The organism is Acidovorax sp. LjRoot129, assembly GCF_964253765.1.
In the GTDB taxonomy this organism is placed as follows: Bacteria; Pseudomonadota; Gammaproteobacteria; order Burkholderiales; family Burkholderiaceae_C; genus Acidovorax.
In genome coordinates this window covers 1-23,043 of sequence record NZ_CAXUSE020000004.1, presented here as the reverse complement: position 1 = coordinate 23,043, position 23,043 = coordinate 1, and the positions used below count along the sequence as shown (strand labels likewise).

The window sequence follows — 23,043 nt, the reverse complement described above, 5'->3', positions numbered from 1 at the left end:
CCTGCAGCTGGAAGCGCCAGAAGGAGTGAAGGAAGTTAGGGCGCAGGCGGTGATTGATGCATCAGGCACTTGGGCGCAACCGAACCCGATGGGCATACACGGCGTTCCTGCGGCGGGAGAGCGCGAGGCTCACGAACACATCGCCTACGGTATGCCAGACATTCTGGGTTCACGCCGCTCTGCCTATGCTGGCAAGTCAGTGATGGTGGTGGTGCCGGCCATTCTGCTGCAGGTAATCTCCTGGCGCTCGCATCCTTGGCAGCAGAGCATCCAGCCACGCGCGTCCACTGGGTTGTGCGAGGCAAGGACCTGCGCAGAATCTTCGGCGGCGGCAGCGCGGACGGACTTCCTGCACGCGGCGCGTTGGGCCTGAATCTTCAGCGTCTTGTAGATCAGGAACTGGTGACCCTGCACCAGGGCTTCGGCGTGCAGTCTGTTGAGCAGACCGGCCAAGGCATGACAGTGCGTGCAATTGATGCAAGCCTGGCGCCCGTGGAAGGCGTTGACGAGATCATCGTGGCGGCAGGGTCGCGCCCTGATCTGGCGCTGGCACGTGAACTGCGTACTAGGCTGGACCCTTGGATCGAGAGCACCGAGGCGCTGGCTGAGCTGATAGACCCGAACGTGCATAGCTGCGGCACCGTGAGACCCCATGGCCACAAAGAGCTGGCCCATCCCGAGCCAGGTTTCTACGCCATCGGCGCCAAGAGCTACGGCCGTGCACCCAACTTCCTTATGGCCACCGGCTACGAGCAGGCGCGCTCGGTGGTCGCTGCCCTTGCGGGCGACTGGGCTGCAGCGGATGAGGTGCAACTCGATCTGCCGCAAACGGGCGTGTGCTCAGTTGACCTTGCGGCCACCCTGCAAACACCGGCCCTGGCATCCAGCTGCTGCGGAGGCCCTGCTTTGAAAAACGGATCGGCATGCTGCGCTCTCGATGAGGCGGAGAAGTCGGCAGGGAACCCAGGATGCGGCTGTACGTCAGCTCCTGCGTCAGTAGCTAAGGAGCCTGCGCTTGCCGCAACACTCGGCCGCACGGCCTGCTGCTCCTAATCATCATCACCAACATTTCCAAGGGAAACCGCGTGAGCACCATGAAGTCCGCAACCACGGTAGTCAGCCTTGGAACAGCACAGACCCTGGCATGGGCCTCTACCTACTACTTGCCAGCCATCCTGGCAGTGCCGATGGCCAGGGACTTGGGGGTTTCAATACCGACGGTGTTTGCGGCGTTCTCCTGCGCGTTGGTGATCTCTGCGCTGCTGGGCCCTCGCGCTGGTCGTGCCATTGATGGACTAGGTGGGCGGCCGGTGCTGATGGCGACCAGCGTCGTGTTCGCCCTCGGCTTGTCAGCTCTTGCCATGGCCCAGGGACCCTGGACTCTGTTTGCGGCTTGGCTCCTGCTCGGAGTCGGCATGGGCAGTGGCCTGTACGAAGCCGCGTTTGCGGCGCTGGTGCACCTGCACGGTAAGAACGCCCGCAACCAGATCACGGGCATCACGCTTATCGCTGGCTTCGCAAGTGCTGTCGGATGGCCTCTGTCAATGTGGATGGAGTCTCAGTGGGGATGGCGTGAGGCCTGCTGGGCTTGGGCGGCACTGCATCTAGCGGTGGGACTGCCGCTCAACGCGTGGATACCGCGAAGGGAACAGGTCGAACGCGCAGCAAATTCGTTGAGCGGACCCGATGCAGCGTTGCCGGCTTCCATTCCCGCATCGCCCAATGCGCGCCGTACCACCATGCTGCTGGCTTTCGTTTTTGCTGCCACTTGGTTCACCAGTACGGCGATGGCGGCACACCTGCCGCGCTTGCTGCAGGAGGGTGGCGCCACGATGGCCACGGCGGTGGCGGTGGGAGCGATGGTGGGCCCGGCGCAAGTGGCCGGCCGGCTGCTGGAGTTCGGCTTCCTCCGCCGTGTACACCCTCTGTTGTCAGCTCGCCTCGCCGCGTTGATGCATCCGTTGGGTGCAGGGCTGCTCGTTATTTGGGGAGCGCCGGTGTCTGCATTATTCGCAACGTTTCACGGCGCGGGCAATGGCATTTTGACGATTGCCAAGGGCACGCTGCCCCTCGTGTTGTTTGGGTCAGCTGGTTACGGGCACCGACAAGGCGTACTCATGGTGCCGGCACGAATTGCCCAAGCAGCATCGCCGTGGCTATTCGGCATTTGTTTGGACCAACTGGGAGCCGGTGCCTTATGGGTTTCGGCGGGACTTAGTGCTACGGCGTTCCTCGCGCTGTTGGCGGTCGAAGCGCCCAGTGCGGCAATTGAGTGACCGCATGACGATCTCGAAGCGTTGATCACAAGCTTTAGCAGACGAGAGCGCTAACAACTCGAGGGCGTTATTGTCACCTGTCGCATCGGCAATAAAGGACCTGTTGAACCCCCCGTTCACAGATCGGAGCGCGCCCCGCAATGTTGGACAACGGGGCCTGCGTCCTGCGTCAATGTCACCGACTTGCAGTTCGCCATCCGGGACGGCGCGACCAGTCTCAGGTAATTTGGCGCGCTCAACATCAGTGACTACGCGTTACCACCGGAAGCTTTCCTCTGCGCATCAGTAGGTAGGCCGCGGGAATCACGAACAGCGACAACAATGGCGCCGTCACCATCCCCCCCAGCATAGGCGCCGCAATTCGGCTCATGACTTCCGATCCTGTCCCGCTGCTCCACACGATGGGCACCAGCCCCGCCAGGATGACTGCCACGGTCATGGCCTTGGGGCGCACGCGCAGCACGGCACCTTCCCGAATCGCATCCAGCAACTCTTCCTGCGTGGGCTGCCTGCCATCTGGGCACCTCTCAACGAGTGCCTGCTTGAGGTAGATGAGCATGACCACACCGAACTCTGCCGCGACGCCCGCCAGGGCGATGAAGCCCACACCGGTGGCGATAGAAAGGTTGTAGTTCATCAGGTAAAGGAACCAGATGCCTCCGGTGAGCGCAAATGGCAGCGTCGCCATGATCAGTCCCGCCTCACCCATGCGCGAGAAGGTTAAATACAGCAGCACAAAGATGATCAGCAAGGTGGCCGGAACCACCACCTGGAGGCGAGCATTGGCCCGCTCAAGGTACTCGAACTGGCCTGAGTACGTTATGCTGACTCCTGGATCCAGCTTGATCTGACGGCTCACCGCATCGCGCAGCTCATTCGCAACGGATGCCAGATCGCGCCCCCGCACATCGACATAAACCCAACCCGATGGTCGGGCGTTTTCGCTTTTGAGCATGGGTGGTCCATCGGTGATAGAGATGCTGGCCACCGTACCCAGCGTGATCTGCTGCCCCGTGGGGGTGACCATGGGCAACTGCACCAGGCGTTCTGGCGAGTCTCTCCACTCACGCGGATAGCGCAAGTTGATAGGGAAACGGGCCAGGCCCTCGACGGTTTCCGAAACGTTTTCACCACCGATGGCCCCAGAGACCACCGCCTGGATATCGGACACGTTCAGCCCATAGCGCCCTGCGGCCTTGCGGTCGATGTGGACATCGATATAGCGCCCCCCCGTCAAGCGCTCGGCCAGCGACGAGGCCACCCCCGGAATGCCTTTGGCGACCTGCTCGACCTGTGCTGCGATCCCATCGATCACCTGTAGATCATTGCCCGTCACTTTGACCCCGATGGGACTCTTGATGCCGGTCGCCAGCATATCGATCCGGTTGCGAATAGGCGGAATCCAGATATTGGACAGGCCGGGAATCTTGACAGCCTTGTCCAACTCTTCGATCAGGCCCTCGGGCGTCATTCCTGGACGCCATTGGTCTCTGGGCTTGAGTTTCACCGTGGTCTCGAACATTTCCAGCGGTGCCGGATCAGTGGCGGTCTCCGCGCGGCCCGCCTTACCGAAAACGCGTTCCACCTCGGGCACCGTCTTAATCATCCGGTTGCTCAGTTGCAGAAGCTCCGTCGCCCGCTGTGCCGACAAGCCTGGGAGCGCCGAAGGCATGTACAACAGATCGCCTTCGTCCAGCCTGGGCAGGAACTCGCCCCCCAAACGCGACAATGGCCAGATCGTGGTCGTCAGTGCGAGTACGGCGATGACCAAGGTGGATTTGGGGCGATGCAGCACCCACTCCAGGCAAGGTCGGTACACGGCGATCAGCGCGCGCGTGATCGGGTTCTTCTGCTCATCGGGGATACGGCCCCGGATCCAGTAGCCCATCAAGACAGGGATCAACGTGACCGAGAGGGCCGCAGCTGCGGCCATCGCGTAGGTCTTGGTGAACGCCAGCGGTCCGAACAAGCGGCCTTCCTGTGCTTCCAGCGTAAAAACGGGCACAAAGGACAACGTGATGATGAGCAGCGAGAAGAAAAGCGCGGGCCCAACTTCCTCGGCAGCTTCGGTGATCACTTTCCAGCGCTCTTCACCGACCAACTGCTTGTCGGGATGCTTGTGCTGCCAGGCCTCCAGCTTCTTGTGGGCGTTCTCGATCATCACGACCGCTGCATCGACCATGGCGCCCACGGCGATTGCAATCCCGCCCAAGGACATGATGTTGGCGTTGATGCCCTGGTAGCGCATCACCAGAAACGCCGCCATGATCCCCAGCGGTAGAGAAATGATGGCGACCAGCGCAGAACGCAGGTGCCAGAGGAACAAGACACAGACCACCGCCACCACAATGAACTCCTCTACGAGTTTGGTGCTGAGGTTCTGGATCGCCCGCTCGATGAGTGCGCTGCGGTCGTAGGTGGTGACGATCTCCAAGCCCTGGGGCAGGCTGCTTTGCAGCTCGCTGAGTTTGGCCTTTACGGCCTGGATCGTTTCCTGGGCGTTCTTGCCAGATCGCAGCACGACCACGCCTCCAGCCACTTCCCCCTCGCCGTCGAGTTCAGCGATGCCGCGCCGCATTTCCGGCCCGATCTGGACGGTGGCGACATCCCCCAGGCGCACAGGCACCCCTGCGCGCGACACCAACGGGATGGCGCGGAAGTCGTCCAGCGTCTTGAGATAGCCGCTGGCGCGCACCATGTACTCGGCGCCGGACAGTTCCAGCACCGATCCCCCCGTTTCCTGGTTGGCATTCATGATGGCCTCGCGCACCTGCCCCTGAGTGAGGCCTTGGGACGCAAGCTTGATGGGGTCGAGCACGACCTGGTACTGCTTGACCATGCCACCGACGGATGCCACCTCGGCCACGTTGGGTAAGCTCTTGAGTTCGAACTTCAGGAACCAGTCCTGCAAGGCGCGCAGCTGGGCCAAGTCGTTTTTGCCGGTGCGATCTACCAGGGCGTACTGGAAGATCCAGCCCACCCCGGTGGCATCTGGGCCCAACGACGACTTGGCCGTAGCGGGTAGTCGTCCCTGCACCTGGTTCATGTACTCCAGCACCCGCGAGCGCGCCCAGTACAGGTCCGTGCCATCCTCGAACAGGATGTAGACGAATGAGTCGCCAAAGAACGAGAAACCTCGCACCGTCTTGGCGCCCGGGACGGACAGCATGGTGGTGGACAGCGGGTATGTGACCTGGTTCTCCACTATCTGCGGTGCTTGGCCGGGATAGGAAGTGCGAATGATGACCTGGACATCCGACAAATCGGGAAGAGCGTCCACGGGGGTGCTGCGCACACCCCACACGCCCCAGGCCGTAAGCATCACGGTCGCCAGCAGAACCAGGAGTCGGTTCGCCACCGACCAGCGGATCAGACGCGCGATCATGGCTTGATCCTTTCCACGGCAGTGATCACGAAGTCCTTGCCTTGCTGCTGGAAGGTGAACTTCACCTGCTGCTCGGGTTTCAGTGCTTTTGCCAGTTCTGGGTTTGCCAACTTGAATGGCATGGTCATGCCGGGCCACTTCAGTTCAGGCACGGCCTCGTGGGTAAGGGTCAGCTCGGTGGGCGTGACCTCATCGACCACCCCTCGCACCGTAAAGCTCTTGGACGCCGGAGCCGCAGAGGCCGAGGAACCCTGTTCAGCGATGGGTTGCGCGCTGCTGCCTGGAGGCTGTGCGGGCATGATGCCTCGCAGGCTGGCTTCCGAGTCGATCAGGAACTGTGCCGAGGCGACCACCTGTTGTCCTGCGGTGAGTCCGCTTTGAATGACGAGGCGGTCATCGATTTCCGCGCCAAGTTGCACCTGGACGGGGTGGTACTTGCCGGGGCCGTCCACCACGTAGACCAGTGCCCGCCTGCCGGTACGAATCACCGCTTCGCTGGGGACAAGCAGCGCCGGCTGCGTGCGTCCCGCCAGGGCGATCTGCCCGGACATGCCCGCTTTCAGGCGCTGGTTGGGGTTGGGTAGCTCCAGGCGCACGCGCACCGTGCGGGTGTCCCGGTTGGCCTCTGGGAGGATGCTCACGACACGGGCTTTGAGTGTTTCACCCGCAAACGCGGCCAGGCGGACCTGGGCGTCCTGCCCCAGTTGCAAAGGACCGCTTTGCGCTTCCGGAACGGCGGCCTCGATCCAGACGCTGGCCAGACCGTTCACGCGCACCAGGCTGGCGCCCGCTGAGACCGTCATGCCCTGGCGCACCATCAGTTCGGCCACCATCCCAGCCTGCGGGAAGGAAACCGTGTAGCGGCCCTGAGGTTCGCCCGTGCGCTCCACCTGAGCCACGAGCGAGGCAGGCATGCCCAACAGCGACAGTCGCTGACGTGCCGCCGATGTCAGCGACTCGTCCTTGAGCGCCCGGACCGCGAGGAACTCGCGCTGTGCAGCCACCCATTCGGGCAGAAGCAGATCGGCCAATGGCGCGCCTGCGGCCACCACGTCGCCCGGGGCCCGGGCGTAGACCCGCTCCACGAACCCGGCTGAGCGCGCCTGGACGATGCTCACATCCCGGTCATTGAGCTGGACCGTGCCCAGCACGTCCACATCGGACCCAATGTCGCGCTGCTCGACCATGGCCGTGCGCAGGCCGAGCGCTTGTACTGCCTGCGCGGAGACGCTCAGGCCGGAGCTTTCCTCTGCGCCCTCATCCGCATACTTGGGAACCAGCGCCATGTCCATGTAGGGCGACTTGCCTGGCTTGTCGAACTTCTGCGTCGGCACCATGGGGTCGTACCAGTACAGCACCTTGCGGTCGGCCTTCGCAGTTTCGGCCGAGGTAGGAACGGCGCCAGAGGCGTGGTTGCTCGCGGTGCGCCATTGGGAGACGCCCCAGCCGAGGGCGATGCCTGTGGCAACCAATGCCACGGCCACAACGGTCTTCTTGAAAACGGTATTGGTCATGTGGTTCTCCCTTCAGTCCGCGATCAGGCTGTTCAGGCGGGCAATCACGGTGTCCCGCTGTGCCTGCAGCTCAATGAGTCGCCAGTGCGTCTCCCGCACCTGGGCCCTTGCAGCCAGCACGGCGCTCAAATCGCCCTTGGCAGACTGGTAGTTGGCCAACGCTAGTTCGGCGCGCCCCTGGGCCAGGCCCATGCCAGCCGATTGCAGCCGCTCGATCTGACTGTTCAGTGCCGCCAGCTCTGAGGCGCTGTCCTCCAGCTCCTGTAGGTGCCTGCGGGTCACGTCCTCCTGCTCGGCTTCCAGGCGCTGCAGCTCCAGCTGCTTGGCCTTGATCTGGGGTCCCTGACGCCGCTCCTGTTGCCAGGGAAGATCAAAGGTCACCTGGAAAGACACCATGTCGCCCCAGCGGCGGTCGCGGCGGCTGTAGGCGACTTCCCAGGACCAATCACCCTTGGTTTCTGCCTGGGCTTCGCGCGTTTCCGCCAAGGCCATGGCTTGCATGGCGGGGTACTGCGCGAGTTCCGCGTGGCGGTGTACCTCTGACCGAAGCTGGTCCAAAGGGCGGCTCAGCGGCCCGGGAACTCCCTGCAGCGCCTCGTCGGCGCGGGCGCCAACCCAGCGCCGCAACATCGCCCTGGCCTTGGATCGGTCCCGCTGCAGATCGTCCCTGCGGTCCGACAGCGCAAGAGCCTCCTGCTTGGCCATCAGAAGATCGCCCGCCTGGGCCGTCCCCCCTGCGATGCGGGCAGGCAGGCTGTCCTGCAGGCGCTGGTTCTCACTCAGTAGACCGGCAAGCACCTGGTCGCGCTGTTCAATGGCCTGGGCCATGATCCAGGCTTGGCTCAGCTCCTGGCGGATCTGCAGACGCTGGACCCCCAGAGTGGCGCGTTCGCGCTCCACCTTGGCCTGGGCGCTGGCGATCTGCGCATCTCGTTTGGCACGGTTGGGAACCTCCTGCATCAGCGCCAGGCGTTGCATGGTCATGGACTCGCGCGTAAGGCTGAAGCGATCCATGCCGCTGATGGGAAAGTTCTCGACCCCGACCGAGAGCTTTGGATCCGGCAGAGTTCCCGCCGACTTCTGGGTACTGCTGGCTGCGTCAATCTGCAGCCGCTGGGCCGTGATACGAGGGCTGTGCTGCTCCGCCAGATCCAAGGCTTCGGCAAACCCCAGGGCGTGGGCCTGGTTGCCTGCAAGGCCGATGCCGGCCAGTAGGAATCCGAGAGCGCAAAGGCGCAGATGGTTGAGGTTGCGCACACGGATGCGCGGCGAGAGAGGATGAATGCGCAGTTGCGCAGGCAGGCGCTCGCAGGGAGCGCCGAAGGAGATGTTGGGCATGATGGTCCTCGAAATGAAGGGGCACGAAGTCAGACCTGCGCGCACGCTGCAAGGCAGCGCACACGCCGTGCACGTTCAATTCCGAAAGACCTGATGGGTCAGATAGATGGGGGGAGAGCCCGCTCGACTGTCCAGCTCTGCGTAGACAGCCCGAGGGTCGATATGGCGCTCTGAGTCCAGGGTCACAGGCAGCACATAAGCAACCCAGATGGCGTGCGCCGCGAGCGTCTGCAGATCGAGACCTTGTAGCGACGGGGTGGACAAGCTGTCGCCATCGCAGTGTGCTCGGCAAAGCTGAGGATCCTGCTCATCCATGGTGCCCGCCATCGCGTGGCAATCGGGCATGGAGGGCATGCCGATGGCATCTTCCATAGCCATGCCCGCTTTTTGCATCGACGCCGCATGAGCTGCAGAGTCCAGCTTGGGACAGGCATAGGCTGCCAATGCAAACTGCATCAAAAGCAACGCCGCCACCAGAGCGCTGGTTATCCAGCGGGCTTGGCGCGATATCGTGCTTCTGGCGAAGATCATGGTACGAATGGTATTCCCAGCGGTGGCCGCGAACTTAACCTAGATCAAATCTGAGCGAGCCAAGTCGATTCAGCCCTTGCGAAGCCGCAGGGCGTTTGCGATCACGGACGCCGAACTCAGGCTCATCGCCAAGGCCGCGATCATTGGCGATAGCAGCCATCCGGTGAAGGGATACAGCAGCCCTGCGGCGATCGGGATGCCCAGCGCGTTGTAGAGGAAGGCAAACATCAGGTTCTGCTTCATGTTGCCCACCGTTGCCTCCGACAATTCCCGCGCTGTGGAAATCCCCCGCAGATCGCCCTTGACCAAGGTGACCTGTGCGCTGTTCATCGCCACATCGGTGCCGGTGCCCATCGCGATCCCCACATCCGCCTTGGCAAGGGCGGGCGCGTCGTTGATTCCGTCCCCCGCCATGGCAACGACACGGCCTTCGGCCTGCAGCCGCGACACGAGAGCCAGCTTGTCGGCAGGCTTGACCTCACCATGGACCTCATCAATCCCCAGCTTTGCCCCCACCGCCTTGGCAGTGGTCATGCCGTCACCCGTGGCCATGACAATGCGCAGTCCCGCCGCATGCAAGGTCGCCAAGGCTTCGGGCGTGCTGGCCTTGATGGCATCCGAGACCGCCAGCAGGCCTTGAAGCTGGCCGTCGGCCGCCAGGTACATCACGCTGGCGCCTGTGGCGCGCAGGGCCTCTGCCTGCGAAAGCAGCGGATCTGCAGAAACCCCCACCTGCTCCATGAGGACCGTGTTGCCCAGGGCGAGTTGGCGCCCGGAGGCACGCCCGCGTACACCGATGCCCGACCCGGACTCGAAGTCCTCGGGCTTGTCCAGTACCAGGCCTTTGGAGCGAGCCGCTTGGACAATGGCATCGGCCAGCGGATGCTCGCTGCCTTGGTCCAGACTGGCCGCCAGGCGCAGCACTTCGTCCTCGGACAAACCGGGCATGGCCACTACACGTTCGAAGGAGGGCTTGCCTTCGGTGAGCGTTCCGGTTTTGTCCACGATCAGCGTATCCACCTTGCGCAGGTTCTCGATGGCTGCCGCGTCCCTGAACAGCACCCCGCTGGTCGCCCCCCGGCCGGTAGCCACCATGATCGACATGGGTGTTGCCAGGCCCAACGCACAAGGGCACGCGATGATCAGCACGGCCACGGCGTTGACCAGGCCATAGACCCAGCGTGGCTCCGGCCCGAACAGGCCCCACGCGAAGAGTGTGAGCAACGCGATACCCACCACGGCCATCACGAAGTAGCCCGCCACCTGGTCGGCCATGCGCTGCATGGGAGCCCGTGAGCGCTGTGCCTGCGCAACCATCTGAACGATCTGGGACAGCATGGTGGCGGAGCCAACCCGCTCGGACCGGATCACCAGTGCCCCGTTGGTATTGAGCGTGGCACCTATAACTGCATCACCAGGCCCTTTGACGATGGGCACCGGCTCACCAGTGAGCATGGCTTCGTCCACTGCACTGCTCCCCTCGACCACCACGCCATCCACCGGCACCTTCTCACCGGGGCGCACGCGCAAGAGGTCTCCCACATGGACATGGGACAAGGGAACATCACTCTCCTGACCGTTGGCGTCAATACGCCGCGCGGTCTTGGGGGCCAGGCCCAGCAACGATTTGATGGCGGCGGAGGTCTGCGAGCGTGCTTTCAGCTCCAGCATCTGGCCGAGCAGAGTGAGCGAGATGATGACGGCTGCCGCTTCAAAGTACACCGCCACGCGCCCCATGGCCTGGAACGAGGCGGGAAACACCCCGGGCGCAACGGTTGCGACCACGCTGTAGACAAAAGCGGCACCGGTGCCCAGACCGATCAGCGTCCACATGTTGGGACTGCGGTTGGCGATGGACTGGGCGCCACGCACAAAGAAGGGCCAGCCAGCCCACAGCACGATGGGAACGGTCAGCACCAGCTCAATCCAGCTTTGGGTGGCCATTTCGAACCACTGCAACCTGTGCCCCACCATGGCCAGAACAGTGACCACCACGGTCAGTGGCAACGTCCACCAGAAGCGATGCCGGAAATCCACGAGCTCGGCGTTTTCTCCCTCGTCGAGCGTGGGTAGCATGGGCTCCAGCGACATGCCGCACTTGGGGCAGTTTCCGGGATGGTCCTGCTGCACCTCTGGGTGCATGGGGCAGGTGTAGATGGTGCCGGGCAGAGTTTCTTCAGGCCCGGTCCCAGACGTGCCATGAGCGCCCGGTGCGTACTTATGCGGTGCTTCGACAAAGCGCCCCTGGCACTTCGCGCTGCAAAAGTAGTAGTTGTGGCCCTCGTGGAGCGCAGTGTATTGGGACTGGGCAGTCACCGCCATACCGCAGACGGGGTCTTTCAGCGCCGTCGAGGATGGAGGTTTGTGACCTTCATGACCTTCATGAGGAGGATGCTCGTGATGAGCATGATCGTGCGGCGCTGTTGTAGCCATGGTTGTAATTCCTGAAGATGAGTGTCTTGTGCTGCTCGGGATTACTTGCGGCCCGATTCGCCGCCATGCGAACCGTGGCCCCCATGCCCATGGAAAAGGTGCATTAGTGGGCAGGCCAACAAGAGCAGGTAAGGCCAAAAACCTGCGATATGCGACCAGTGCTCTCTGAGCAGGAAGAATGCCCCGATCAGTCCAAGCATGATCACTGCACCGATCAATTTCTTGCTACCTCCTGCGGGCTTTGTAGCGCCCGAATGCTCAATGGTGTGGCTGTGGTTCATGGTGTTCTCCAACAAAGGTCACGGGTGGTGGACCTCGTGGGAACGATAAGGCTTAACACGGTGGGAGTGTCAAGCAAGAACCTTTGCCACCTTTGACCTCAATCAAGGGCCTGGACTGCAACAGGCATCCGATCCCCAAACGGCACTGCCCTGGATTTCGACGATCCAAGAGCCAGGGCAGCGACATCGGACTCAGGACTATTTGGTAGGAGCGGCAGGTGTCTTGCCACTGCGGGCCAAAAATGCATCCAGTTCAGCGATTTCCTTTTTCTGAGCGGCAACGATGTCCTTGGCCATCTTGAGCATTTTCGGGTCCTTGCCATCCCGCAACTGGGCCTGGGCCATGTCAATCGCACCCTGGTGGTGGACCCGCATCATCTGGGCAAAATCCACATCTGGGTTGCCCGACATTGGCAGGGATGCCATCTTGTCGTTGTTCTCTTTCATCATCGCCTTCATGTCCATCTTGCCGTGAGGCATCGATTGATCCATACCGGCGCCCTTCATGCCCGAGTGGGGGGCGGTCTGGGCCTGCAGTGCCAGAGGCGACAACAAGCCACAAGCTATGACAGCGGCGCCGGACAGCGAGTGAGAAGCTGGGAATGTTTTCATGGTGTTCTCCAGGAGTTGACCAACGCGATTAAGCCGCACGCGCCATGGCGTCGCACTCTTGGGCGCACTTGAGACAAGCCTGCGCACAGGCCTTGCAGTGGTTTGCCTCATGCTTGGCGCATTCATCGGCGCAGGCCTTGCAGATCTGAGCGCACAGCGCGCAAATCGCAGCTGCATGCTCGCTATTGCGCGCCATGGCGTCGGCCGCAAAGCTACACGCTGCTGCGCAGTCGACGTCCAAGGCAATGCAGCGCGCCATCATCTTCACGTCGTCTTCTTTCAGACAAGCTGCGAAGCACTGATGACAAGCCGTCGCGCACGACTGGCAAGCCTCGATGCAAGACATGTATTGGTTCGGGGTGTGGTTCATCAAAATCTCCTGATAAGTAGCTCGAAAGATGAGCGGGAACCTGCGCAGTTGCCTGCGAGGAGCGTCCATCTTTTGCCGCGTGGGGTACTCGGCGCTGTAGGCTGGCACCACCGATTGAAGCGGCTTTCGAGCGATTTGCCCTCGTTTCGGGCCAAAGATTACGAGGAGATTTCAGGGCTGTAATCGGTGCGTCACCTTCGCGTAAGGATTTGCCGAAAAAGGCGCGCTCTGATCCCTGGACGCGCGCACCAGGGTCATATTTGTGACCCTCTCCCGCAGGCATTGCATGTGGCTATCAAAAGCGTAATCGGAAGGTCACTGCCAAGTAGGGGTGCGATTTCTAGACTTCTCTCCGTGGTGCAAAAAAAGCCACCTGGATGGGCCATATCGGGCATCCGGCGCCACAGGAGACCATCATGAGAATACGTACCGCAATCTTCGTCGCCAGCCTTGCTGCATTCGCTACGACGTCCTTCGCCACTTCCGTTTACCACGCAAGTCCAAGCCAGGAAGAAGGCGTGAGCCTGGCCCCCGACCATCTGGGTAACGCGGTCAGTCGCGAGGCTGTCGCAGGCACCGTTGTGGCCGCCCAAAAGGACGGTTCGCTGTACTGGATCAGCCGTGGCTACCCCGCCACCTACCCGCTCGTCCAGGGCCCCAAGCTGACCAAGACTCGCCAGCAAGTCACGGATGAGCTGCAGGCCGCCAAGCGCAACCGCATCACCAGCGATGGCATGCGCGACCTGGGCGGCGAAGCAGGTTGGGTCAACGCCCGCCAACTGCCCTGAACGCCCTCAGGGACACCCGCGACCGCGTGCCTTCAAAAACTGGCTTGCGGTCGCACTTAAACCACCACATCAACTCAAGAAGGAAATCCCATCATGAAAATAAAATCCACCCTCATCGTCCTCTCTCTCATCGCCGCCCCCGCATTTGCTTCGGATCGGGTGGTCAGCAAAACGCGCGAACAAGTGCGGGCTGAGTTGGTGCAGGCTCAGCAAAGCGGCGAGATGCTCGCCTCTGGCGAATCGGGTCTGACGCTCAAGCAAATAAACCCCACTGCATACCCGGTGAGTGCTTTAACCCAGGCCCCCAAAACTCGCGAGCAAGTGCGCGCGGAACTGGATCGGGCAATCCAGACGGGCGAGATGCTTGCGGCAGGAGAATCAGGCGTCAAGCTCAATGAACTCATGTCGCGCCGCTACCCAGCCATTGCCGCCAAATCCTACAAGTCCCGGGACGAGGTCAAGAGTGAGCTGGCCCGCGCCATCCGCGAAGGCGAACTTGTCGCTGTGGGCGAAGACGGCCGCAAGCTCAACGAGATCTATCCTGACCGCTACCATGCAGCGCACCATTCAACCGTGGCCGCAAGTTCAGATGATTCCATTAAGGCGCCCCGGTTCTAGTGGGTTCCGCCTGAAGCAGTCTATGAGGATATGCAGAGAGTCATGCCTCGGTGGTGAGGTGTTTGCCAGCACTGCGCGTGCTCGGAAAATGCATCGAAAAGCAGGTCATGCCATCGACCGAACTCACTGACATGCTGCCGCCGTGCGCGTGAACGATGGCCTGGGTGATGGACAGGCCAAGGCCCGCTCCATCTGAGTCCAATTGCTTTCGCGATTTGTCGGCCCGGAAGAACCGATCGAACAGGCGGGGGATCATTTGCTCGTCGATGGGAGGGCCTGCGTTCAAGACATTGACCGTTGTTCCATTGGCGTTGCCCATGACGTCGATGACCACTCGCTCACCAGCGGGTGTGTAGCGAATCGCATTGGACAAAAGATTGCTCAGGGCTCGACGGAGCATCAATCGATCACCCCAAACCTCTGCCTGCCCAAGGAGCTCCAGCCGCACCTGCTTTTCTTCGGCAAGCGCTTCATAGAAGTCATACAGTGCCCGAGTTTCATCGTGAACGGCGATTTTCTCGGTACTGGGAAGGATGAGTCCGTGATCGGCCTTTGCAAGGAACAGCATGTCGGCGACCATGCGGGCCAAACGTTGGTACTCCTCGGCGTTGGAGGCAAGAATGTCCCGGTACTCGTCTGAAGAACGTGTCTGGCTGAGCGTGACCTGCGTTTGCGTCATCAAGTTGTTGATGGGCGTACGCAGCTCGTGTGCGAGATCCGAAGAAAACTCTGAGAGGCGGTCGAATTCTTCCTTTAGGCGCCGGAGCATTTCGTTCAGAGTGGTAGCAAGGTCTGCCATCTCCACCGGAAACTCCTGGGTCGGCATCCGCTCGTCCAGTCGCTGTGCCGTGATGGCCATCGCGCGGGACCGCATGGCCCGAAGGGGGGCCAAGCCATTCTTTGCGGCCCACCAGCCCAGAACCCCGGCCACCAGCGTTGCCAATGCGACGTAACCCACGAGCACCCGAGTGAGGCCCTGCATGAAATGCTTGTGGTGTGCAATGTCCAACGCGACCCAGATCTGGATCGATGCTTCCGAGGAGCCCGGCAACGACACGGATTCGGACATACCGCGGTACTCGCGGTCCTTGGTTTGCCAGGATGCAACCCCCAGGCGGGCCTTTTGGGTTAGGGCGACCAAGTCATCTGGAAACTGGAAATCGGTGGTCGCGTAGAGCGGTTTTCCGCCCCGAAGCACGCTGACAAAGAGGCCTTCATGACTATGAAGCACATCATCCAGCCGAGTTTGGAGATCCTGCTGGGATTTGGATTTTCCGATGACTTCCCGTGTCAGATGAATCTTGTCACGCAGCGCATCCCGGTCCAATTCCACAAAATGCCGGTCAATGGAAATGGCGACAAGTGTCCCCAAGCCAACGAGGACAAGACCGGAGGCCAGCGTAAAAAAGACCGTCAGCCGCGTCGTGAGCGAGTACCGGGCTTTCACACACTCTCCTGCGGTGCCTCAAGCACATACCCCATTCCCCGCACCGTCTGGATCAGCTTGGTGTCGTAGGCGTCATCGATCTTGGCCCGCAGCCTGCGCATCGCCACCTCGATCACGTTGGAATCGCTATCGAAATTCATGTCCCACACCTGGGAGGCGATCAGGGAACGCGGCAGGACTTCCCCTTGGCGGCGCATCAATAGCTCCAGCAAGCCGAACTCCTTGGCCGTGAGGTCGATGCGCTTGCCTGAGCGGCTGACGCGCCGGCGCAGAAGGTCCAGCTCAAGGTCGGACACCTGCAGTACCGTCACCTCCGTGCCATTGCGACCGCGTCGCAGGATAGTGCGCACCCGCGCCAGCAGCTCGGCAAAGGAGAACGGTTTGACTAGGTAGTCGTCAGCACCCAACTCCAGGCCCTTCACACGGTCTTGCACCTGGTCCTTTGCCGTGAGAAACAGGACGGGCATCTCCTCGCCGTGGCGGCGCAGATTGCTGAGCACCTGCCATCCGTCCATTCCAGGAAGCATCACGTCGAGGATCACCAGGTCGTAGTCACCTTCCTGGGCCAGATGCAGGCCATCGATTCCGTTGTGGACAAGGTCGGCGTTGAACCCTGCCTCGCGCAACCCTTGGCGCAGGTATTCGCCAGTTTTGACTTCATCCTCGACGACCAATATCTTCATGCGCTCTCCCTGGCACTGCGTGTGGCCGCAAGTGTGCCCGTGGATCGCTGGCTTTCTTGAACATGACAAAGATGTAATGAAGCCGTTATGTCGTCGGAAGCCATTGGCTCACACAATGCGTTGCATCAAGAACGCATGGTGAACCTATGAAAATTTCCTGGCTTTCGCGACCTACCTCAACCCCCTGGCTGGCCGCAGCGCTATTAGCGCCGTCCCTGGCCCTGGCGCAGATGCCCGATGGCGAACCCGCGAAGGTGGACTACCAGCTTTCGTACCGTTCAGCCCTCTCAGGCTATGAAGCCTACAAAGAGCAATCCGTCCAGCCCTGGAAGGCGGCTAACGACAAGGTGGGCGAGATCGGCGGGTGGCGTGCCTATGCCAAAGAAATGCGCCAAACATCACCGGCAACCGGCCAGGAACAACCCGCGCAGGGCCATGATGCACACCACGGGGGCAAACAATGAACCGCCCCTTGCGCATGCCCCGCGCCAAACTCGTGATCGCCGTGGCCGCAGTTGCGGTGTTGTCTGGCTGCGCCAGCGTGAATCTGGAGCAAAACCTCTCCAGCGCCAACGCGGCGGCAAGCAGCTTCACGGACGGCCAGCTCACCTTGGCCCGGGACCAGAGCGAGCGAGATGCGTTGCGACAGCGCGCTTCGGATCTGCTGGCCAAACCGCTGAGCCAAAAGGATGCCGTGCAACTTGCATTGGTCAATAGCCCATCCATGCAGGCCCTCGTGGCCCAAAACTGGGCGGACGCGTCAACGGCAGCTCAGTCCGGCCGCATCGCGAACCCCATCCTGAGCCTGGAGCGCGTGCGCTTGGGAGATGAGACGGAAATCGGACGCCTCCTGTCCTTCGGCCTGCTGGACCTGCTGACCTTGCCAACGCGCAAGGGCATTGCCGAGCGACGCATCAAGCAGACCCAGTTGCGCCTGAGCAGCGACGTAGTGGACCAAGTGACGCAGGTGCGCCAGGCTTGGGTACGCGCCGTGGCCGCACAGCAGACTTTCACCTACACACAGCAAGTGTTCGCCAGTGCTCAGGCCAGCGCCGAACTTGCCAAGCGCATGCAGTCGGTGGGCAATTTCAACAAGCTTGACCGGGCACGCCAGCAAGCTTTCTATGCCGACACAGCGACCCAACTGGCCACTGCCCAGCACCAGGTCACGGCAGCCCGCGAGGAGCTGGTGCGGCTGCTGGGCCTGGACGACAGCCAAGCCCAACAGCTCAAGTTGCCCGAGCGCCTGCCCACACTGCCCAAGGAGCCGTTGTCCCCTTCCGATGCTGCGCGCCAGGCATCAAAGGGGCGCCTGGATCTGCAGCTTGCGAAGGCCGACTACGACGCAGCGGCTCGGTCGCAAGGCTGGAACACGCTCACCACTTTCACGGACATCGAGCTGGGAGTTAGGCGCGATTCGGTCTTTGATGCCGCCGAAAAAACCCACTCCACACGGCGCGGCTTCGAGATCAGCCTGCAGTTGCCGATCTTCGATTGGGGTGGCATGCGGCGCGGCGCTATGAACGCGCAGACCCTGGCTGCAGCCAATCGCCTTGAGGCGACTGCCCGCGCGGCGGGCTCCAACCTTCGGGAAAGCTACTCCGCGTACCGCACGGCCTACGACATCGCGCGTCACCATCGCGATGAAGTAATCCCCCTGAGAAAAACCATTTCAGAAGAAAACCAGCTTCGCTACAACGGGATGCTGATCAGCGTTTTCGAGTTGCTCGCTGACTCCCGCGACCAGGTGAACTCGGTGATGGCGGCCCTGAACGCCGAACAGCAGTTCTGGCAGGCGGACGCCGCCCTTCAGGCTTCTCTCATCGGCAAGCCCACCAGTGCTGGCGTCTCGGGCGGTGGCGCAGCCGCTGCCGAAGCTGGTGCAGGCCACTGATCCCCTCAAGGAAACCAACATGAATTCGAGAAGAGATTTTTTCCGATTTGCGGGCATCGCCGGAGGGGCCGTGGCCGCAGCGAGTGTGAGCCGGGTGGCGATGGCAGCACTGCCGGAACCCGTGTACCAGACAAGTCCAGACACCATGGCGCCGCTCGTACCCAACTCCGGGCACCCCTACAACCCGGTGGTCACGCTGAACGGCTGGACGCTGCCCTGGCGCATGAATCAGGGGGTCAAGGAGTTTCACCTGGTGGCAGAACCGGTGGTGCGCGAAATGGCCCCTGGCTTCAAGGCGCACCTTTGGGGGTACAACGGCCAAAGTCCGGGCCCCACCATCGAAGTGGTGGAAGGCGACCGCGTTCGTATTTTTGTGACCAACAAGCTACCCGAGCACACCAGCATCCACTGGCACGGACAGCGTTTGCCAAACGGCATGGACGGTGTGGCAGGGCTGAACCAGCCCGCTATCCAGTCGGGGAAGACGTTTGTCTACGAATTCGTGGCGCGCCGTCCAGGTACCTTCATGTACCACCCGCACGCCGATGAGATGACCCAGATGGCCATGGGCATGATGGGCTTCTGGATCACGCATCCAAAGACCAAGCATCCGCTGATTGATGAAGTGCATCGCGATTTCTGCTTCCTGCTCAGTGCCTACGACATTGAGCCCGGAGCCGCTACGCCCAAGGTCGCGGAAATGCTGAACTTCAATCTGTGGACTTGGAACAGCCGCATCTTTCCTGGCATCGATTCCTTGAACGTGCGGCTCAACGACAAGGTGCGCATTCGCATCGGCAACCTCACCATGACTAACCACCCGATGCATTTGCACGGTCACGAGTTTTTGGTCACGGGCACGGATGGCGGACCCACGCCCAAGAGCACCCGTCTTTATGAAGTGACCACCGACGTGGCGGTGGGCCAGATGCGCCAGATCGAGTTCCTTGCGGACGAAGAAGGCGACTGGGCGTTCCACTGCCACAAGAGCCACCACACCATGAATGCAATGGGGCACGACATTCCCACCATGATTGGCGTGGACCACCGGGGCGTTGCCAAGAAGATCAACAACCTGATACCCGACTACATGGTCATGGGCGAACGGGGCATGGCGGACATGACCGAGATGGAGATGCCCATCCCGGACAACACCATTCCCATGATGACTGGAGAAGGCCCGTTCGGCTCGGTCGAAATGGGCGGGATGTTCAGCGTCCTCAAAGTACGCCGCGACCAGAAGCCGGGCGACTACAAGAACCCGGGTTGGTACAAGAACCCGGAGGGCACGGTGGCCTACGAGTACACCGGTCCGATGGCTGAACCGGCCCGCTTCAAGGCCGAGGGTGGGCAGTCCATGCCTCGCAAAGAGAAGTCCAGCTCAGACACTGTCGTCAAGGTCAAAAAGCCGTCTTCGCACAGCGGCCACTGATCGCTCGTTCCACATCACTTCAACAACCCAAGGCAACTATGAAACGCACTCTTTCCCTGATCGCAGCCTCCGCCCTGGTGGCTCTGTCCTTTAACGGCTTTGCAGGTGGCACTCACAGCGGTGGTCACGGCCACGCAAGCGAGGAGTCAGCCATCGGTCAACCCGGCAAGGCTGCCAAGGTGACCCGCACGATCAACGTGGACATGGCTGACACCATGCGCTTCACGCCGGCAGCAATCTCCGTCAAGCAGGGCGAAACCATCAAGTTCGTGATCAAGAACAGTGGCCAGGTCAAGCACGAGTTCAGCCTGGGTACCGAGGCCGAGCTCAAGGAGCACTACGAGACCATGAAGAAGTTTCCCGAGATGGAGCATGACGAACCCAGCAAGATCTCCCTCGCACCAGGCAAACAGGGCGAAATCATCTGGCAATTCACCAAAGCCGGTGATGTGAATTTTGCGTGCCTGTACCCAGGCCACTACGACGCTGGCATGAAGGGCCAGGTCAAGGTCTCCAAGAAGTAAATCCCGGGTTGCTGTGCCAACCCATTGAACAAGGAACATTTATGAAGAAAACCAATACCGCCATCTCCGCCGTACTGCTGTCGCTGGCCACGCTGCTGCCGGTCTCGACCATGGCGCAGGCTGCAGGTGATGCCGCCAAGTCGTCCCCCGCCGCAGCCTCCATGACTGATGGCGAGGTTCGCAAGATCGACAAGGACAGCAGCAAGATCACCATCAAGCACGGGGAGATCAAGCATTTGGAGATGCCGGGCATGACCATGGTGTTCAACGCCAAAGACAAGTCCCTGCTCGACAAGGTACAGGTCGGCGACAAGGTCAGTTTTATGGTGGTCAGCGAGGGCGGAAAGATGGTCGTGACGGCCATCGAGCCAGCCAAGTAATCCCAGCAACTCCTAGACAGCGCCCTCAATCCAGAGGGAATTTCCCCAACTCTACGGCAATGCCGCGAAAGACAAATCATGAAAACTCTTCTCATCGCGCTCGCACTGACAGCCGCATCCTCTGCCTTTGCAGCCGGTGATACCCAGGAAGCAACGCCTAATACCAACTCCAAGGCGCAAGCGCATGGAGAGGAACACAAGAAAGCCCGCCCCGTGACCCCCGTCAAGCGCGCCAATGACGGCAGTACCGCCCGGGGCGAAGGCTCTGGAATGGCCACGACGAGCAAGTCCGAAGCACGCGGGCAAGACAAGGCTAACGAGCGTGAAGCCAAGCCTCACAAGGAAACAAGCCAAGGGACCACTCCCAAGTAACGGCAGCGATTCGCTCAGCAGGCCACTCCGTAGTAGGCCTGCTGAGTGTTTCGGTGAGTGAAAACTCCGGAGTTATTGATACCTCATTTGTTTTTCGGTCGAGCATCAGCACCCGCAAATCGGGTTCCCTATTTGACCCGAATCATCGCTGCTGACGCCTGAAGGCAATGATGCGCTGAAGGCACTCACCATTGGCCCGCTGTACACGGGTGCAAAGCCCCCGTCCACTGTACGGAAGTTGGTGGTCTGTCCTTGATACAAGCGAGCGGCCAACCACATGACAGATCCCTCATATGTGTACGCCCGCATATCAAACTTCATAGTCTGTCCGGCACCATCCGCGTTGACCCTGCGCTCACCTGGTGTCACCAACGCCTGCGCAACATACTCCCCGGCCAAGATCTCCCCCCAGACGCGCTTGGTAAGTTTGTCACCACGATAGGCAGCGCGGCTGCCAAACCCAGCGACTGGCTTGAAGAATAAACTCCGTCGCCCCTCCCAGAGGCGTTGTGCGTCTTCAGGCATGACAACTTCAGTGTGGGGCACATGTTCCAGCAGGATTTTCTGCGTCGCGTCTGGTACACCCAGCGCGCTCATACGCAATGCATCGCTGAACAGCGCAAGGTTGCGCTTGTCCGCGTACAGCGCGTGAGCGTGAGGGTTCGGTGTCAAAACCACTCCGTCCTGGATGTGTGCCTCACGCAAGGCCTCGCTGCCGGGCTCCTCAAGGTAGAAGTCCGTCAACCGGTTGTACACGAGGTCAATCGCAAGGTCCCCTGCCCAAAGCACACCGCCGCGCCAAGTCAAGTCAGTCGGGCTGACGATGACGGTCCGCAGGCCATGCTCCTCAAACAGCCGCTGAAATAGAAGGAACTCGGGGTAGAGATACTGTTGCTCAGGCACCTGGTCGACGATAGCGACGCTCCTAAGCGGTCTTTCGCGCCCGGCGAGGTCCCACTCTTGAAAAAACATCGACGCGATTCGCTCTTCGAAAAAGTCCACATCTGACAACGTCGGCGCCATCGCATCCATCACCGAGCAGCAGGCACGTTGCGCGCGCGCAAGTACGGCGTTGAGCATTGCTCCCCCTGCATTGGTATTGATTTCGATAAGTCCCAGCCGATCTTTGCCGATGTGAAAGTCGTAACCAAAGAAAACCCCTCTCGGCCCTGCTGCGCCCAGTCGGGCGATGGACGGGGCCGCTCCGAGCACCTGTTCACGGTACGCCGGCAGGGCCACAACCGATTCGACCGCGTCAATCACCTCGGCCATTAGCCGGGCTTGGGAGGTTTCAACAAACACCGGCCTCGCTGAGAACACAAATGGACAGCGCTCGCGAACAAGCTCGGCGAGCTGCAACCCTGCGAATTCGAAGCCCAATGCCCGCTCTAACGCGTCTTTGTCCAGGGTGAGGCAAAAGCATCCGTTATTGAGGGACTCATGTGCGCGTACATCGGGCGTCGTCGAAGTCAATGGTGCAGTCGTGGTCATGAGCAGCAAACACCGAGGAAGCTAAAACAGTGGGAATGAGGCATAGCGCATGGTACGGCGCCGGACTGCCCAACTCAAACTGTTGACCCTCCCCCTGATCGCGGCGTTGTGACTTGCGCCGCTATGTTCCCTAAAGCACCGACAGCATTCCAAATCGATGCCACCCTCCACGCATCACGATACGCCGGCAGGGTCACAACCGACTCGACCGCGCGGATCACCTCCGCAATGCGACGGGCCTGGGCGGCTTCAACAAACACTGGCCTCGCTGCGAACACATAAGGACAGCTCTCCCGCACGAGCTCGGAAAGCTGCACTCACGCGAGCTCAAAGTCCAATGCTCGCGCCAACGCGTCCTTGTCCAAAGTGAGGCAGAAGCATCCGTTGTTGAGGGACTCTTGCGCGCTGACAACATGCTCCACGGACGTAAATGGTGCTGCCGTGATCATGAGGATCGACTTCTGGCTAAACGAGAGGAAAGGAATTGGGGCATTGCGGCATGGTACGCCCGTCGCGCTGCTGCTCAGCTGAAGAACTGCATTGCTTCTGAACTCGGCGCATTGCCTTACGCCGCTATGTTCGCCAACGCACCGACCACCCCACCGACTCGGGAGCACTCTGGTTTACTGCATAGAGGTCGCTTCGACATAGGTCAACTCGCATCGGCGCTTGAC

The 23,043-nt window shown here is 61.2% G+C and carries 23 protein-coding genes; 11 read left to right on the top strand and 12 right to left on the bottom strand.

All coding sequences use genetic code 11. The features are described from left to right. Positions 1 to 183 precede the first annotated feature (183 nt). Positions 184 to 453, bottom strand: coding sequence for a hypothetical protein (locus tag ACSQ3Q_RS25980; RefSeq protein WP_436137360.1), 270 nt, complete (start codon positions 451 to 453; stop codon positions 184 to 186). A gap of 3 nt (positions 454 to 456) precedes the next feature. Between ACSQ3Q_RS25980 and ACSQ3Q_RS25975 the strand changes: the two genes are divergently transcribed. Both ACSQ3Q_RS25975 and ACSQ3Q_RS25970 read left to right on the top strand, forming a co-directional pair. Next, positions 457 to 1,053, top strand: coding sequence for a hypothetical protein (locus ACSQ3Q_RS25975; RefSeq protein ID WP_436137359.1), 597 nt, complete (start codon positions 457 to 459; stop codon positions 1,051 to 1,053). 41 nt (positions 1,054 to 1,094) lie between these two features. Then, entirely contained in the window at positions 1,095 to 2,276 is a 1,182-nt protein-coding gene (locus ACSQ3Q_RS25970) for an MFS transporter (RefSeq protein ID WP_436137383.1), read from the top strand. A gap of 241 nt (positions 2,277 to 2,517) precedes the next feature. Here the strand turns inward: ACSQ3Q_RS25970 and ACSQ3Q_RS25965 are convergent, their stop codons facing one another. The 8 genes from ACSQ3Q_RS25965 to ACSQ3Q_RS25930 all read right to left on the bottom strand — a co-directional run bounded on the left by ACSQ3Q_RS25965 (position 2,518) and on the right by ACSQ3Q_RS25930 (position 12,740). Beyond that, positions 2,518 to 5,661: an efflux RND transporter permease subunit gene (locus ACSQ3Q_RS25965; protein ID WP_436137358.1), complete on the bottom strand. Its 3,144-nt coding sequence runs from the start codon at positions 5,659 to 5,661 to the stop codon at positions 2,518 to 2,520. Beyond that, positions 5,658 to 7,175: an efflux RND transporter periplasmic adaptor subunit gene (locus ACSQ3Q_RS25960; RefSeq protein ID WP_436137357.1), complete on the bottom strand. Its 1,518-nt coding sequence runs from the start codon at positions 7,173 to 7,175 to the stop codon at positions 5,658 to 5,660. Before ACSQ3Q_RS25960 ends, ACSQ3Q_RS25965 begins: the two co-directional genes overlap by 4 nt. Positions 7,176 to 7,187: 12 nt before the next feature. Continuing rightward, complete coding sequence (locus ACSQ3Q_RS25955; protein ID WP_436137356.1) at positions 7,188 to 8,513, bottom strand: TolC family protein; 1,326 nt, start codon at positions 8,511 to 8,513, stop codon at positions 7,188 to 7,190. Positions 8,514 to 8,588: 75 nt separating this feature from the next. Further along, positions 8,589 to 9,044, bottom strand: coding sequence for a hypothetical protein (locus tag ACSQ3Q_RS25950; RefSeq protein WP_436137355.1), 456 nt, complete (start codon positions 9,042 to 9,044; stop codon positions 8,589 to 8,591). 69 nt (positions 9,045 to 9,113) lie between these two features. Further along, on the bottom strand, positions 9,114 to 11,477 hold the full coding sequence (locus ACSQ3Q_RS25945) for a heavy metal translocating P-type ATPase (protein ID WP_436137354.1): 2,364 nt from the start codon (positions 11,475 to 11,477) through the stop codon (positions 9,114 to 9,116). A 41-nt stretch (positions 11,478 to 11,518) separates the two neighbouring features. Then, positions 11,519 to 11,758 carry a DUF2933 domain-containing protein gene (locus ACSQ3Q_RS25940; RefSeq protein WP_082486164.1) on the bottom strand — a complete coding sequence of 80 codons (240 nt, stop codon included), beginning with the start codon at positions 11,756 to 11,758 and terminating at the stop codon, positions 11,519 to 11,521. Between the two features lie 198 nt (positions 11,759 to 11,956). Continuing rightward, a complete protein-coding gene (locus ACSQ3Q_RS25935; protein ID WP_436137353.1) occupies positions 11,957 to 12,370 on the bottom strand; it encodes a DUF305 domain-containing protein in 414 nt (137 codons plus the stop codon). Between the two features lie 28 nt (positions 12,371 to 12,398). Then, positions 12,399 to 12,740: a four-helix bundle copper-binding protein gene (locus tag ACSQ3Q_RS25930; protein ID WP_436137352.1), complete on the bottom strand. Its 342-nt coding sequence runs from the start codon at positions 12,738 to 12,740 to the stop codon at positions 12,399 to 12,401. A 416-nt stretch (positions 12,741 to 13,156) separates the two neighbouring features. Here ACSQ3Q_RS25930 and ACSQ3Q_RS25925 point away from each other — a divergent pair, with 416 nt between their 5' ends. Together ACSQ3Q_RS25925 and ACSQ3Q_RS25920 are read left to right on the top strand one after the other, a co-directional pair. Next, a complete protein-coding gene (locus ACSQ3Q_RS25925) occupies positions 13,157 to 13,528 on the top strand; it encodes a hypothetical protein (RefSeq protein ID WP_436137351.1) in 372 nt (123 codons plus the stop codon). Between the two features lie 93 nt (positions 13,529 to 13,621). Beyond that, complete coding sequence (locus ACSQ3Q_RS25920) at positions 13,622 to 14,146, top strand: DUF4148 domain-containing protein (RefSeq protein WP_436137350.1); 525 nt, start codon at positions 13,622 to 13,624, stop codon at positions 14,144 to 14,146. 40 nt (positions 14,147 to 14,186) lie between these two features. Here ACSQ3Q_RS25920 and ACSQ3Q_RS25915 read toward each other — a convergent pair whose 3' ends face one another. Beyond that, positions 14,187 to 15,593, bottom strand: coding sequence for a heavy metal sensor histidine kinase (locus ACSQ3Q_RS25915; RefSeq protein ID WP_436137349.1), 1,407 nt, complete (start codon positions 15,591 to 15,593; stop codon positions 14,187 to 14,189). Continuing rightward, the gene (locus ACSQ3Q_RS25910) at positions 15,590 to 16,276 is read right to left on the bottom strand and encodes a heavy metal response regulator transcription factor (protein WP_436137348.1); all 687 of its coding nucleotides are present in this window, start codon (positions 16,274 to 16,276) and stop codon (positions 15,590 to 15,592) included. Before ACSQ3Q_RS25910 ends, ACSQ3Q_RS25915 begins: the two co-directional genes overlap by 4 nt. A gap of 146 nt (positions 16,277 to 16,422) precedes the next feature. Here ACSQ3Q_RS25910 and ACSQ3Q_RS25905 point away from each other — a divergent pair, with 146 nt between their 5' ends. The 6 genes from ACSQ3Q_RS25905 (at position 16,423) to ACSQ3Q_RS25880 (ending at position 20,878) form a co-directional block, all read left to right on the top strand. Continuing rightward, the gene (locus ACSQ3Q_RS25905; RefSeq protein WP_436137347.1) at positions 16,423 to 16,740 is read left to right on the top strand and encodes a hypothetical protein; all 318 of its coding nucleotides are present in this window, start codon (positions 16,423 to 16,425) and stop codon (positions 16,738 to 16,740) included. Beyond that, complete coding sequence (locus ACSQ3Q_RS25900) at positions 16,737 to 18,170, top strand: TolC family protein (RefSeq protein ID WP_436137346.1); 1,434 nt, start codon at positions 16,737 to 16,739, stop codon at positions 18,168 to 18,170. The genes ACSQ3Q_RS25905 and ACSQ3Q_RS25900 overlap by 4 nt, the downstream gene beginning before the upstream one ends. A gap of 19 nt (positions 18,171 to 18,189) precedes the next feature. Continuing rightward, on the top strand, positions 18,190 to 19,602 hold the full coding sequence (locus ACSQ3Q_RS25895) for a multicopper oxidase family protein (protein WP_436137345.1): 1,413 nt from the start codon (positions 18,190 to 18,192) through the stop codon (positions 19,600 to 19,602). 38 nt (positions 19,603 to 19,640) lie between these two features. Further along, positions 19,641 to 20,126, top strand: a complete 486-nt coding sequence (locus ACSQ3Q_RS25890) for a cupredoxin domain-containing protein (protein ID WP_436137344.1) — start codon at positions 19,641 to 19,643, stop codon at positions 20,124 to 20,126. 41 nt (positions 20,127 to 20,167) lie between these two features. After that, positions 20,168 to 20,506, top strand: coding sequence for a copper-binding protein (locus ACSQ3Q_RS25885; RefSeq protein WP_008904052.1), 339 nt, complete (start codon positions 20,168 to 20,170; stop codon positions 20,504 to 20,506). Between the two features lie 78 nt (positions 20,507 to 20,584). After that, on the top strand, positions 20,585 to 20,878 hold the full coding sequence (locus ACSQ3Q_RS25880) for a hypothetical protein (RefSeq protein WP_147433236.1): 294 nt from the start codon (positions 20,585 to 20,587) through the stop codon (positions 20,876 to 20,878). Between the two features lie 105 nt (positions 20,879 to 20,983). Here ACSQ3Q_RS25880 and ACSQ3Q_RS25875 read toward each other — a convergent pair whose 3' ends face one another. Further along, positions 20,984 to 22,369, bottom strand: a complete 1,386-nt coding sequence (locus tag ACSQ3Q_RS25875) for a hypothetical protein (protein ID WP_436137343.1) — start codon at positions 22,367 to 22,369, stop codon at positions 20,984 to 20,986. A gap of 398 nt (positions 22,370 to 22,767) precedes the next feature. Between ACSQ3Q_RS25875 and ACSQ3Q_RS25870 the strand changes: the two genes are divergently transcribed. Next, positions 22,768 to 23,043, top strand: a 276-nt coding sequence (locus ACSQ3Q_RS25870; protein WP_436137342.1) for a hypothetical protein, incomplete at its 3' end; no start/stop codon positions are given.